This window comes from Falsiruegeria litorea R37 (genome assembly GCF_900172225.1).
Lineage (GTDB): Bacteria > Pseudomonadota > Alphaproteobacteria > Rhodobacterales > Rhodobacteraceae > Falsiruegeria > Falsiruegeria litorea.
In genome coordinates this window covers 534,307-548,428 of sequence record NZ_FWFO01000002.1, presented here as the reverse complement: position 1 = coordinate 548,428, position 14,122 = coordinate 534,307, and the positions used below count along the sequence as shown (strand labels likewise).

9 protein-coding genes are annotated in these 14,122 nt (G+C 55.7%); 2 read left to right on the top strand and 7 right to left on the bottom strand.

Annotation, left to right across the window (positions count from 1 at the left end; all coding sequences use genetic code 11):
- The 4 genes from TRL7639_RS16290 to TRL7639_RS16275 all read right to left on the bottom strand — a co-directional run.
- Positions 1-487: hypothetical protein (locus TRL7639_RS16290; protein WP_207559686.1), on the bottom strand; the 487-nt coding region annotated here is incomplete at its 3' end.
- A 64-nt stretch (positions 488-551) separates the two neighbouring features.
- Positions 552-845, bottom strand: coding sequence for a hypothetical protein (locus TRL7639_RS16285; protein ID WP_085796897.1), 294 nt, complete (start codon positions 843-845; stop codon positions 552-554).
- Between the two features lie 38 nt (positions 846-883).
- Entirely contained in the window at positions 884-2,227 is a 1,344-nt protein-coding gene (locus tag TRL7639_RS16280) for an HlyD family type I secretion periplasmic adaptor subunit (RefSeq protein ID WP_085796896.1), read from the bottom strand.
- A 6-nt stretch (positions 2,228-2,233) separates the two neighbouring features.
- Positions 2,234-4,051, bottom strand: coding sequence for an ATP-binding cassette domain-containing protein (locus TRL7639_RS16275; RefSeq protein ID WP_165759833.1), 1,818 nt, complete (start codon positions 4,049-4,051; stop codon positions 2,234-2,236).
- Between the two features lie 796 nt (positions 4,052-4,847).
- On the opposite strand from TRL7639_RS16275, the gene TRL7639_RS16270 reads away from it, so the two are divergent.
- Positions 4,848-6,185: a S8 family serine peptidase gene (locus TRL7639_RS16270; protein WP_085796894.1), complete on the top strand. Its 1,338-nt coding sequence runs from the start codon at positions 4,848-4,850 to the stop codon at positions 6,183-6,185.
- On the opposite strand, the gene TRL7639_RS16265 is transcribed toward TRL7639_RS16270, so the two are convergent.
- Together TRL7639_RS16265 and TRL7639_RS16260 are read right to left on the bottom strand one after the other, a co-directional pair.
- On the bottom strand, positions 6,182-7,771 hold the full coding sequence (locus TRL7639_RS16265; protein WP_133057666.1) for a tetratricopeptide repeat-containing sulfotransferase family protein: 1,590 nt from the start codon (positions 7,769-7,771) through the stop codon (positions 6,182-6,184). The genes TRL7639_RS16270 and TRL7639_RS16265 overlap by 4 nt on opposite strands.
- A gap of 408 nt (positions 7,772-8,179) precedes the next feature.
- Positions 8,180-9,889: a tetratricopeptide repeat protein gene (locus tag TRL7639_RS16260; protein WP_133057665.1), complete on the bottom strand. Its 1,710-nt coding sequence runs from the start codon at positions 9,887-9,889 to the stop codon at positions 8,180-8,182.
- Between the two features lie 309 nt (positions 9,890-10,198).
- Here TRL7639_RS16260 and TRL7639_RS16255 point away from each other — a divergent pair, with 309 nt between their 5' ends.
- Positions 10,199-12,253 (top strand): alkyl/aryl-sulfatase, encoded by a 2,055-nt coding sequence (locus tag TRL7639_RS16255; RefSeq protein WP_235820413.1) that lies wholly within the window; start codon positions 10,199-10,201, stop codon positions 12,251-12,253.
- A 305-nt stretch (positions 12,254-12,558) separates the two neighbouring features.
- On the opposite strand, the gene TRL7639_RS16250 is transcribed toward TRL7639_RS16255, so the two are convergent.
- Positions 12,559-14,118, bottom strand: coding sequence for a sulfatase family protein (locus TRL7639_RS16250; RefSeq protein WP_085796890.1), 1,560 nt, complete (start codon positions 14,116-14,118; stop codon positions 12,559-12,561).
- Positions 14,119-14,122 lie beyond the last annotated feature (4 nt).

Below are 14,122 nucleotides of genomic sequence, written 5' to 3'. Positions count from 1 at the left end.
ACGACAGACCCTGAGAGCCGTCGCTGTCGTAGGTATAGCCGTAGTAGAAGTCACCAGACCCCGAGCTGTCATACCAGTAGTACCAGTATGTCGCGCCGCCAGCCTCGTCATCGGCCTCATAGTAGCCACCGTAGCCGAACAGACCATCGGTATAGTCGCCATCGTCAAAGTCGACGTAGTCATACGATCCGACCATGCCGGACCCCAAAGAGTAGCCATAGTTCGACGCGTAATACGGATCAGAGTCACTCTGCCCCGTTTCGCCATCATAGTAGAAGTAGTTGTAGGTTACATCTTCGCCAAGGCCATACACGTCACCGCTGGAGCTGCCATAGACGTAGTAGTACGCGGAGTCACCATTTTCAGTTGTGGTGTAATAGGTGTATCCGTCGTAAAGCCCCTGAGATCCGTCAGAGTCGTAAGTATAACCGTAGAAGTAGTCGTTTGTGGTAGGATCGTACCAATAATAAAAATATGTCGTAGACATTTTGTATTCCCCCTTAATACCGCCGAGCTTCTGAAATTAAAGCTCGACGGATACTAAATTGCGATTACTGCAGTTTTGCTCCTTCTTGATTTCCTCTTTTTAGAACGCCCTGATTTTCCAACTGTTCAAACAGGCCGGTGAGTTTATTTCGAAGATCATTTGCACAAGGCATAGGCATGATCACCCTTGCAACAGGGTGCATCGTATTTCCGCCTTGTCCGGTTTGATCCATTCGAGAAACCCCAATTTCCAACCGGAAATTCGCACCGTCGTAGACCAGTGACACGACTGCATCGCCAAAAGTTTCGCGAACAGAATAGTCAGCGACGTAATCGGGTTTCTTCGTATTGTCGTCCATTTGAGATTTACCCTCTCACTTTCATGATATCAAAAAAGTTAACGCTCGCGCAAGCTCCTTTCAAAACTCCTCTTTAGTGGTTCAAAAACGTACTGCGCGAAAGTACGCTCCCCTGTCTTTATGAACGCCTCCACCTGCATTCCGGAATAAAGTCGATTATCCCCAATATCCTCAGGCACTTGTATATTAGAAATTCTGACAGGATAATATTCCTCTCCAGATATTTCATCCACGGCTCGGTCCGCCGCAATGTACTCCACTTTCCCATCTAAAAGTGGGGCAAATGGAATGTCCAAAGCACTCAGGCGCACGAAGGCATCCTGACCCAGGTAGATCCGATCGATGTCCCCGACAGAGACTCGCACCTCGGCCACCAGATCAGCAGGCTGGGGCAGCAGCTCAACGACTTCGCCACCGCTTCCCAGGACGCCACCAATCGTGTTTACGGCACGCCGCACGATGACGGCATCAACAGGCGCGCGCACGGTGCTGCGCCGGATCACATCGCGGGTCTCTTCGATCGCTGCTGCAAGTTTCAGCATCTCAAGTCGGAAGGTCACCACTTGTTCCGCCGCCAATTCGACGCGATCTTTTTCAAGTGCAAATATTTCCTGTTGAAATCCCAGGATGCGTTGTTCAATTTCTCCTATTTTCGAATGCGCTTGCCCCACTCGGCCATCCAATTCGGCCAATTGCCCGCGCACATCATAAACTCTGGACGCGCCGACCAATTGTTTGCTGTACAGTGTTTCAACGTCGGCCAATTCCGCGACAGTTAGGGCCTTTTGCTCTTCAAAAGAGCGCAGCTGTACTTCATACCCTTCAAGTTCCGCCTTGGCCGCTTCAATCCGGCTGCGCAATGTGCCGGCCTGTGCTGTCGACGCTTCAAGACGGGCCTGGAATTCATGGTCTTGATCCTGCATCAACGAGGCGACTTCGGCATCACGTTTGGCAGTGTCGAGCAGCCACGCGGGATAGGTGATCCCGGTTTCGCCTTCTCGCTCGGCATGAAAGGCGGCAAGACGTGCAGCGGTGCTGTTCATTTCGGCGATGTAGGTCCGTAGGTCCGAGGTCGCCTGGGTCGTGTCCAGGCGGACAATAACATCGCCTGCTTTGATCTCTTCACCTTCATCCACCAGAATTTCTGAAACGATCCCCCCTTCCAGGTGTTGAACAATCTGGTTCTGCCCTCGCGCCATCATGTTGCCAGCCGCCACGGCAGCGCCGTCAAACTTCAGATAAGCCGCGCCAAAGCCTGCAGCGATCACGATCAGGATCAGAACAAGTGTCCCGAACCGCAAAGCCGGGGTGAGATCGGTGTTTTTCTCCAGGCTCTTTCTAAGTTCGTCAGTAGAGGTGGAGGATTCAGCATCTTTGCTCATGACAAATCATTCCTCCTTGATCAGTCGTAGTTTTCTGCCGCTTGTCGGGCTTTGTAACCGCTTCGGCGGCGCACCGGCCGGAGGGTCCCGACGGGGCGGCCCACCATTTGGTTTGGGTATGTTGTCCGGCTGTTGGGGCAAGGCCTTGTTTTGCGGCTGCGTGGGCGGTGGGGACCCCGTACCTGCCGTTGGGTTGGGCTTGGGTTTCGGGCCCGCACCTGGGGGGGCGGCGACTTGGCGAGAAAGCGCGCCGGCAGCTGGCATTTGGGGCTGCGCGGCTGGCTGTTGAACCGGTCCCGGTTGCGCAGGGCGTTGCCCCGCGCCGCCTTCGGCCCCCAGGGGCTCGATGACACCGTTGTTCATGACATAGCGCGCATCAGCCTGTTGTGACAAAGGCCCACGCGGGGAAATCAGCATAACTGTGCAGCCAGCCTGCTTCAGCTTTGCAACGACGCTCAGCAGAACTTTTCCACCAACCTGATCCAGGTAAAGATCGGGCTCATCCATTACGACAAGCTTGGGCGATCCAAACATCGCGCGCGCCAGCAGCAACCGACGATAGAGACCCGGTGCAAGATGGTCGCGTGCAAAGCTCATCGAAGTGTCCACGCCATCTGGCAGCGCTCCGATTTCGGCCTCCATCTCCACGGTTCGGATCGCGTCCCACACGGCGTCATCACTGTCTGGTTGGAACATGCAAATGTTCTCGGCAACGGTACCGGGCATTGCGTCCGACGTCTGCGGCAGGTACCCAACGGCCCCCAGCAACCTGTTGCGCGGGTAGTTTCGCAACTCGGCACCATCAAGCTGTACCGATCCTGCCGAGGGGTCCAGAGCCCCAATAACCAACTGCGCCAATATACTTTTCCCAGCACCGCTTGGGCCGTTGATCGCAACCGTTTCACCAGCAGAGATCGTCATATTCGCGCCCCGGACAACGGGCTGCTTTCGCACCCCTCCCTGTGGCATATAGACCAGCCCTGTCAGCTTCACCCCGCCGCTTTTGGGAGCATGGTCATACATCGTCTGGCGATCCGGTCGCGACATCATGATCGACACCCTGCGATATGCCTCGCGGGCGGCCTTGTATTTCAAATGCCCTGTGATCGTTCCTTCAATCGGCGACATGGCCCGGGTCAAAAGGATCGATGTTGCCAGGATCATGCCTGGGTTCAGCTCGCCCGCCAGAGCAAGCATCGCCGCAGCCCCCATGCCGATAATCTGGCCAGACAGACGTAGGGCTTGGGACAATCCATCAACGACATTGCGCCCTCGCCCCGCCTTGCGCACATCAGTGACGTAGCTCAGTTGCCCGAGCAACCACTTGCGTCCCACCTGCTCCGTCATGCTCAGTGCGTTGACCAACCCACCTTCTGACGCAAAGCTGGCATAGTCCTTTTCCGAGCGTCTAAGTTCTTTTGCAGCGATCATTTGGCGCTTGGCAAAGAAGTGCGCCGAAACGATCGCAAGCAGCATCATGAACCCGCACATGACAATACCCAGATAGCCAAGCGTCGGGTGGATCAGGAATAGCACGAACAGGAACAAGGCCGTGAACGGCAGATCCATCATGTTCAGCAGTTCCCGGCTTGCGATGAACTGACGGACGGAATTGACGTCAGACAGCGGCCCCGTACGCGAAGGGATGGTCAACGCCGGCCCCAGCGACTTCAGGATCACTTTCTCACCCAGCCGCAGATAAACCTTGTTTCCCAACCTTTGCAGCAAAACCGCCCTGGCCACTCCCAGCATCACGGCAAACAGCAAAGCAATCAAAGCCACACCGGTCAGAGTGACCAATGTCTCCAGGCTCTGGCTATTCATGACCCGCTGGTAAAGTTGGAGAATGTACAACGGCGAAGTCAGAAGCAGTACATTGTACAACATCGAAAAGCAGAAGACGGCAACAATGGCGAAATAATCTCTGCTCCCTAGAATGCCTCCGCGCAGCGCTGTAGCCGAACGTTCTTTGCTAGGTTTATTTCCAGATCCGGACATCACGACTGGCGCACTTTGCATGCTGTTTCTCTGCCGTGACAAACTTTGGAAAGATTGCACCCTGACCGAACTAAGAATGCCTGGTGAGAACTACAGGCGAAAACAAAAAATATAACAAAGAACGCTTCTAGCATCAGAAGTTCCATTTCAGATTTTTTGCCAAAATTGGCATTAAACTTATTAACTGGCAAACTTGACACTCAACAAATTAAGCTGTCAAAAAAGACACCTCACAAACACGGCCAAAAACGACAATCAACAAATAGATCGTCAATTTGGATAATAAACAAACCAAAAACATCAATCTTCAAAATCAAACTATCAATAACGGAATGTTGTCAATTTTTCAACACTTCGAGAGCCTCGGGAGCAACTTCAACCAATGCATTACCCCCTCCCTCCCAACTCTCTAATTGGTTGAAACCGGCCCCATTGGGGACTTGTAGAAGCGACGTTTGAGACGTTTTTTTCAGGCATTCACAGGGCTTCAAAAATGCAGTGCTCAGGTCGAACCAGAATATTTTCCACGAAATCACTTTGAATGGAGTACTTCGCTTGTATGCTTGTCGCATGGTTTCAAAGCCGATCCAGCGGCTAGGATTTTGCTATCGAAGAGATTGTCATGAGCGTATTGAACAGGCTTGCACGACCATTGCGCTCGCTTATCGGGGGGATGCTGATCGCAGCGCCTTTGCCAGGAGCAACCGAGACACCGCAAGACATCGCTCTGGCTGCGTCAGAAGGAATTTGCCTCTCAGGCATGAACACGCCGCCCGTTTCCGGCGCCGTCAAGATTTCCGAGATTCACCAACGCGCGCTCAACAGGCGCAATATGCGATCGCGTGACTGGGAAACAGCGGATGGCTTCTTGCTGCGGGTCAGCGAATTCTCTCCTCCGGAACGTCCACCTCTTTTTTTCGCCGCTGTTTATGGCCCATCACCGGAACGAGCAGCCCTCATTCGCGTCGTCCGGGATTCTCAATGCAGGCTCCGAGGCGCAGAGCGTATTGAGACTGCACACAGCCCGTCCGCCCCTGCCCCGCAACGTCTTGCGCAATTGGATGCGGCATTCAGCAACCGCGCACGCCCCACGCCGCTGAACCCGAAACTGCCACAGGACATCGAAGATAGGTCAGCCTGCACACCAGTTGCCATGATCGACAATGGGGTCAACTACCTGCTCCCCGAAATCTACGAACGTCTCGCGACCACGGAAGACAAGCAACTGTTGGGATTTGACTTCTGGGAAAACGACCCGCTTCCCTTTGACTTTGGTGTGCCCGACGGGGACCTTGACCCGCGGATCTCGGCCTTTGAGCCGATCAGCCACGGAACCTCGGTCGCGAGCGTCCTCCTGAATGATGCGGCAGATCCTGTCTGCTTGGCGCCTTTTCGGTATGCCCCCCACAAACCCAACCGGGATATCGGCCATATCATTGATGACATTGCGACCTCAGGCGTGCGCATAATCGTTCTCTCGACGGGCCGTTTGCGTCCCTGGCCCGCATATCAGGCCGGTATGCTCAAGCACCCCGAGATCCTGTTTGTTTCCGCGGCCGGAAATGAAGGGGTTGATCTGACCCGACGCCCTCTTTTCCCAATGGCTTATGCGCAGGACAATCATCTAGTCGTTGCAGCGGCCAATCCCGATGGCAGTGTTTGGGGGCGTTCGAACACAGGTTCGGGTCTTGTCGAGATTGCCGTGCCCGCGGTCGAGGTGCCGGGACTGGAATTTTCAGGACGGGACAAGCTTTTGACCGGAACCAGCTTTGCAGCCCCCAGGGTCGCCGCCTTGGCCGCGCAGATCCATGTAAGCGAACAAGGATTGAGTGGGGCGGCCCTCAAACAGGCGGTGCTATCGGCTGTTGCGCAGAAGGGCCACGTCAGTGGGCCGATTACATCAATCACCGAGACACAGTTTCAAGAGGTACTGTCCAAAACACGTGCGCCGCAAAACTAGTCCCACGGCAGGTCAAGTTCGGTCACCATCGGCCCCAGATGGGGCTCGTAGCTACGCCATTGCTCTGAACTGCCTTTGTAGATCGGTTTGCGCACCTGCAAGGCCGAAGCTGTGCGCACAGTGCGGCCTGCCGAATGAAACGATAGGAAGTTGTCGCTCCAGTCCAACCCGATCGCCGAAACCAAAGGCTGCAGAATGGCCTGCGGATTTTCGGTCAGTTCCTCATAGTTGACTGTGAGGATCCGGTTCGGAAACCGTCGCTTCCAGAATTGCATCAGATCTTCGTAGTCTTTGAGGTATCTGCCCAACGTCGGCAGGTCATAGGCCCAACTCATTTGCGGGCTGTCAAAGATCCGACGATAGATCGACCAGCCAACCGCCCGGGGATCGCGACGCAGATGGATGATCTTGGCCTCTGGCATGGCACACAGAATGTGGCCGACCCACAAATTATTGGCAGATTGTTTGTCGACAACGATGGGTTTGCCATGGTCAATTTCGGACAGTCGACGCAAATACCCCTGGCGGATGTTGCGAAACATCGCCAGGTCTGGCGGGCGCACTTGAGCCCGGGCTTCGAACGCCGATTGTACCATAAAGCCAAGCTCTCCGCCCGCATCGACCTGATCTGAACAGGTTAAAATTTGCTCCAGCATCGATGTCCCGGACCGGGGCGGCGCCACAATGAAAACCGACCGCAGTTCAGAGCTCTCTTTGATGGTCAAAGGTTGCACTGGCGACGCAAAAGACGACCGCAGCAAGACACCCAGTTTGCGCTCGTGTGTCGGGTCATAGGGCTTTTGTTCGAAATAGCCCCTGTTGCCCTCTTCAAAACTCTTGAAGGCCAGATCATGCGCGCCGCAATCATCAAGGGCTTTCCCAAGGCCAAAGGCCAAGTGAACGCGGTCCGTTGGTGAAAGCCCAGGATCCTGAAGCAACGCCTGCATCTGCGCGATGTGGGGGTCGCCGGCCTTGTATCGCTTTACGTTTGTCAAATTACGATGGACGTTTGCGTTCCTTGGATCACGCTCCAGAACCTTGACATAACGCTCTGCAGCCTTCTCTCGGTCGCCGCTGTAGGTCGCAAAATGCCCCAGCGAAGCCACTGCCTGCAGGTTGCCAGGCTCCAGATCCAGGGCACGTTCGATCATCTTCTGGGCTTCGTCGACTTGCCCTGCCGCGTCCAAAGCTTTGCTGTAGCCCACCAGAAGTTGCGCGGTTTCGCCCTTGATCGCGATCGCCTTGCGAAACCACGCGCATGCTTCCATGTGATCGCCAACCTCGCCTAGCGTGTTGGCCATATTCACAAAGCTCGGCAAAAATTTCGGGTCTCGTTCTATCGCCTTCTGAAACGCTGCTTTTGCCCCTTCGAAATCGCCGATCTTGCGAGCCACCAAGCCGTATACATCCAAAGCAATGGGGCTGTCGGGATATTTGTTTCGCAGCACCCTTGATGCGGATCGGGCTTGATCGGCGTCTTGAGCCTGCAACAGGCCCAGAACATGCTGCACTTCGGCACGGGGTGGGACGCCTTGTTTTGAGGGTCTGTGTTGAGCGCGGTTGGAACGGTGCGCAGAAGGTTTCATAAAGACATCACTTTTTTCTTTGGCGGCAAAGCCGCCAGAGCAGAGCGCTTCGATCAAATCCAGACAGCATCCTGTGCAACACAGGGCGAGATCGGCCCTACTCGTTTCGCTTGAAATGACCCTCACACCGCCAAGGCTTGGGTCGGGTAGAATGGAACAGGCAGTACAAAATCAACATGTCGAACTGTGCCAGTGTCGATAAAATTCGCGACCCCGTCAACAAATCTGTCATGCTGCAAGGTCTCGCGATACCGTCAAACTCTGCAGAGCCTGCCCGCAGGATCCGAAATGCGTCACCTTTCGAAAACAATATCGAGTAAGCGCCAGTGCAACCAATGACGAGCGGAACCGCAATCTCTGGCCAGGTGCAACGCTTGAGTTCCCGTCTGTACCGGAAAACGCCCCACTCTAGCTGTCTTCGAACACCAGACCGGCCAGTTGGAGACTGCCCAGCAATTTCTGTTCAAAGCGTTCACCCAACTGCCAGATTGCCAGAATGCTGTCGGCCTGCGCCGCAAAATTCGGTTGTTGCCGCAACAACTCATTCAACGAGGCTTGGGCCTCTTCCATCTGTCCCAGATTTGCATGCAACGCCGCGCTCCAAAGGGGCGTCCAAAGAAAGTTCGGCATGTCGATCTGATCCAACACCGCAAGCGCGCGCTGATAGTTTCCTTGATCAAACTCGTAAAAGACGCGCGGAAAGTGGTACCAATGCGGATGCACCGGATTAAAGGCAATGGCCCGATCGACCAAAGCCAAACCTTCGTCCCATGCACCGCTGAACGCCAGCCTCATGCCAAAATGCGCCAGGATCGCACCATCGTTGGGGCTTAGGCCGACAGCAACATGACCGGCCTTTCGAAACCCTTCGATGTCGCCGCGAACAAAGCGCGCGTTGGCTTGCATCAAATGTCCCGCGGCCAGGCTGGGATCAAGCTCTACCGCGCGCCGCGAGGCCGCTTCGGCAGCGGCAATGATTTCTTGCCTGTCTCCGCTAAGACCAAACCGGATCTGCTGAAGGTAAAGGTTGGACAGCACAGCCCATGCCTCGGCATAGTCCGGGCTTTGTTCGAGGGATCGTTGGATGCAGTTCATGATCGTCGGGTGACGCGCGAGGTCGATGGAAATTTGGTAGCTGTAATAGCTCAGGACACAATCATAGGCATCTCGGTTGCTCGGTGGAGTTCTGGCAGCAATTCGCATCGCATTTTGCGTGAGAACGCCATATTTCCCGGCGAGCTTCCCGATGACATCCCGGATGATTTCATCCTGCGCAGCATAGATTTCCTTCGGGGCGCTGCCGACCGAATAGTCATTGACCCAAATGTATCGCTGGTTGTTCAGGTCGATCAGACGGGCCGACAGCAAAATGCGATCCCCCTTGTCCACGACGCTTCCTTCCAACGCGAACTCTGCGTTGAATTCGGACCTGAGGCTTTGCAGATCCGTTCCAGACTGTGCTTGCCGCTGTCCGCTGCCAAGTGGAAGCACCCAAAGATCGCGAAATCGCGCCAATTCGCTGGTTAACTGCTGTGTAATCCCTTCGGCAAAGAAGCTGGGGCCATCTCCCAGCGTTTCGAAGGGCAGAACGGCCATCACAGGGCCCTGCGGCAACATCTTTTCAGGCCGTGATCTATCACTGGCCGAAGAACCGACAACAAGGCCCCACATCAACGCACTCAGCGCTGCAACCGCAACAACACCGAGACCAGCAAAAACAAACCGCTTGGGGGCAAGAGGCTTCACATGCAAGGCTTCAGGTGCCGGGGTTGCTTGCTCGGCTGGGGTTACACGTTCAAACCGCGGGGTATAACCGCCCTTTGGGATACTCAATCGAAGCGGATCGTCCCGCCCTGGACCGGCATAGTAGCCGTCGATATCCTGACGAAGGCGCCGGGCTTCCATCCGGACGATCGGGTCAACCTGTTGGTCAAAGGTTTCATCCCGGCCAAAAACCGACATCGCAATCGAAACGCCTTTGATCAGATCTCCACGACCCGCCAAATACTCTTCGACGACATAGGACAGAAAGGCACAGCGCTGCGGTGTTGCCGAAAAATCCGGATGTGTCAAAAGGCGCTGCAACTGCGCCCGCATATCATCATTCGATAAGCTCACTCACCAAACCCCAAGCCGAAAAAGCCCTAATATTTCAATCACTCACAACGACCGAGTGGCCCCTGCCCCCCGTCATACAAGCAACCAGGAACACGTGGCAACATGTTCGCACTTCCCTGACGCAATTCTTGCAGTAACACGAGCAAGCACTTTGCCGCGCTGGCAAGCGCCGGAGCGTCAAGGAAACGGCTTTTGCATTCAAGTAATGTCAGCCCAGGCGACCAACCATGTTTTTCCTCGTAACCTGGTTTCCCGCTGCTTCCTTGTCGACTTCGTTACCAGAATTTTTTCGACAGGAGCCGCATGCTCATGGCACGCCTACACTCTCTATTTCTGACCACCGCACTATCGATACTGACCGTAGGTCCCGTAGTCGCGCAGGAGCACTTTGATCCCAAAGGCAAAATGCCTTCGGAATTCACCGTCGAGTTCCAAAAGCAATTGCGCGACTCGCTGCCCTTTGAAGACGAGCGCGATTTTGAAGAAAGCCGCAAAGGCCTGATTGCAGTCCCCGACTTTCGCCAGATCAAGACCGAAGACGGAACGGTTGCGTGGGACATCGGCAGCTACGACTTTCTCATGCAAGAAGGACAGGAGTTCGACTCGATCCACCCCTCTCTGCAGCGTCAGGCGATCCTGAACATGAACTACGGCCTGTTCGAGATCCTGGAAGGGCAGATCTATCAGGTGCGCGGGTTCGATCTGTCGAACATCTCATTCATTCGCGGTGAAACCGGTTGGATCGTGTTCGATCCGCTGGCTTCAAAGGAAACCGCCGCCGCCGCATTGAAGCTGCTGAACGACACCGTGGGTGAATTGCCGGTCAAGGTGGTGGTCTATTCGCATTCGCACGCGGACCATTATGGCGGTGTGCGGGGCGTCATCACCGACGAAGATGTGGCCGAAGGTGTCGAGGTTATCGCGCCCGAAGGCTTCATGGAACATGCGGTGTCCGAAAACGTTTATGCAGGCAATGTGATGAACCGCCGCCTGTTCTTCCAATACGGAGTGCTGTTGCCCCGCGACCCACATGGACACGTGGACCAATCGATCGGCAAGAACATCTCGGCCGGTACCACCGGGCTGATCGAACCGACCCGCTACGTCTCGGACGACTATGAAGAGATCACCATCGACGGCGTGCGCATGATCTTTCAGAACACGCCCGGCACCGAGGCGCCGGCGGAAATGAACACCTATTTCCCGGACCTCAAGGCATTCTGGGCAGCGGAAAACATCACAGGCACGATCCACAACATCTATACCCTGCGCGGTGCCCTGGTCCGCGATGCGCTAAGCTGGTCTAAGCACATCAACGATGCGTTGTACGAGTTCGGCCAGGAGGCTGAGCTGATGTTTGCTTCGCACTCCTGGCCACGGTTCGGCAATGACCGCATTCAGGAAGTGATGCGGGCACAGCGCGATACCTATGCCAACCTCAACAACGGTGTATTGAACCTGGCCAACAAGGGCGTGACCATCAACGAGGTCCACAACGTCTATGAAGTCCCTGAAAGCCTGCAAGAGCAGTGGGCGGCGCGCAGCTATCATGGCTCGGTCGAACACAACAGCCGGGCGGTGATCAACCGGTATCTTGGGTATTGGGACGCCAACCCGACAACTCTGACACCTTTGTCACCAAAGGACAGCGCCCCCCTGTTCGTGGAAATGATGGGCGGAGCAGAGCCGATCTTGAACAAAGGGCAAGATCTGTTTGATGCTGGCCAATACCTGCACGCGACCGAAATTCTGAACAAACTGGTCTACGCCGAACCCGACAACCAGAAAGCCAAGGATCTGCTGGCTGACGCGTTCGAGCAGATTGGATATCAGAAAGAAAGCCCCTCTGTTCGCAACTCGTTCCTGGGGGCGGCCTATGAACTGCGCAACGGCATCCCGCAGGGCGCGACCATCGAAACCACCGGCCCTGACACCATTCGCGCCATGGAAACATCGATGTGGCTGGATTTCATCGCCATTCGCGTCAACAGCGCAAAGGCGGCCGATCTGGAATTCACCATCAACCTGGCCATCCCGGATCGCGAGGAAAACATCGTGGTTGAAATGAGCAATGCCACGCTGACACATATCGTTGACCGAACAGCCCCAGACGCGGATTTGTCGATCTCGTTGAATCGGGCCGATCTTGAAAAGGTCATGACAGGCGAGCGTAAGCTGGTTGATATGCTGGCGGACGGCACGGCCCAATCCCAAGGCAACGCAGATGTGGTCGCGCAGTTGGCATCCACACTGGATCAATTCGATCTTGGGTTCGAATTGATGCCTGGCACCGGTGCGAAAGATCTGACGCCTCAAGCCAATGACTTTGCCCAGCCCGCGTTGGCGAACTCGAACGGCGGTTAAGCAAACCGTTCACCCGGGCTGACGGCACCAGAAACCGAGCAACGAGATCGCCTTGAGCACGGGAAAAGACCGCTCCTCTGAAACGGCCGCATTGAATTGACAGTGCGGCCGTTTTGCATGGCCGTTAACCAGCCTTTCATCTTGGCCTACACGACTGTTTCAAAGCATCGCTTCAGCTGCCGAGCGCGTTGCTCGGTACGGGCTTCCTACAGGGTGTCCGCATTTCGGCGAAACGGCGCAAACCAGAAAGTTTCATCGCCTTTCTTGGGCAAAACCACTGTGGCCCCAAGCGGGTGTTTCAAACGTCAGGCCAGTTTTTGGGCCAGCGGGCTTTCGTCCATTTGGGCTGTCAGATGTTGTATCAAACGCATCGACATCTCTGCTTTGGCCGAGGCGTATCTGGGGTCGTCCCACAGGTTTCGCGTCTCACACGGGTCCGCTTTGAGGTCATAAAGCTCACCCCAATCATGTCCTCCATACGTGGTGAAGCGCCAATGCTTGTTCCGTAGACTTCTCATTCGGGCCGGAGGATTGAACCCAAGGCGTGGTCCGCTGTCGTTGTATTCCATGAACAGATCCCGGCGATGCGCGGCTTGGGTGCCGATACATCCCAGAAAGCTCTGCCCCTGAATGCCGTTATAAGGTTCAAGCCCAGCGCGTTCGAGAATGGTGGCCGACAAATCGATGGTCGAGGTCAAGGCCCCCGACCGCCCCTGCCCCAAATCCGGATCGGCCCAGATCATCGGCACCCGGGTCACAGATCGAAAGGGCAATGCCCCTTTCAGAAGCAAACCAAAATCACCCAAGTATTCCCCATGGTCCGAGGTGAAGACGATCACGGTGTTTTCCAACTGCCCCGAAACCTTCAATGCCTCGATGACGCGCCCGATCTGATCGTCGATCATCGTGATCATTCCCGCCGTCAGCGCCATGGCCTCGCGGATGTGCTGCGGGTCGGCTCGGAATGCGGCCTGCTTGTTTCTGGACACAACACCCTGCTCCCACATCTCGGTCAGGTGTCGCATCGGCGGTGTCGGGTTCTGATGCGCCTCATACGGCAGGCCCACCTCGAACTGATCCGGGGAATACATGTCCCAGTACTTTCCGGGCGGGTTGAACGGGTGATGCGGATCCGGGAAGGACACGAAGGCAAAGAACGGATCCTCCTCCCCGGCCGCGTCCTTGACATAGTCGATGGCCCGATCCGCGATCCAGGTTGTTGGATAAAATTCCTCGGGGATGGGTGTGCGATAGGCCTGCGGACAGGTATAGCTGTGCGGCAACTCGTTCTTGGGATCGCTGAGCGCTTGCCAATCGGGACAGCGATCACGGAACCATTGTTGATAGTGCCCGCCGCAACGGTCACCGTGCCCGGTCACCATCTCGACGTGCTGAAAACCATAGTACGGCAGCTTCATCCCGTAGGGCGCTGTTGCGGTGTAGTTTGCAGGTTGCTCTTCGACATAGGTCGCCGGATCGGGCTTCCACGCCTCGGGAATCAACTTGTGGTCCGTCTCCCCCGCCCGGTCGGAGGGAACATCCAGGAAAGGTTGCAGATGGTTCTTGCCGATTGATGCGGTGCGATATCCGTCAGCCGCCAGAACATCAACGAAGGTGTTGGCCGTATCCGGCAACGCCAACCCGTTGTAGCGCAACCCATGCACACTGGGCATGCGCCCGGTCAACAATGAGGCCCGGTTGGGCATGCAGATGGGCGCGGCCACGTGGAAATCGTCAAATATCGTCCCGCGCGCCGCCAGCGCGTCAATGTTGGGGGTCCGGACAACAGGATGTCCCATACATCCCAGCCAATCGGCACGCTGTTGGTCGGTGATGAAGAACAGAAAATTGGGACGCTTGGCCATCTGG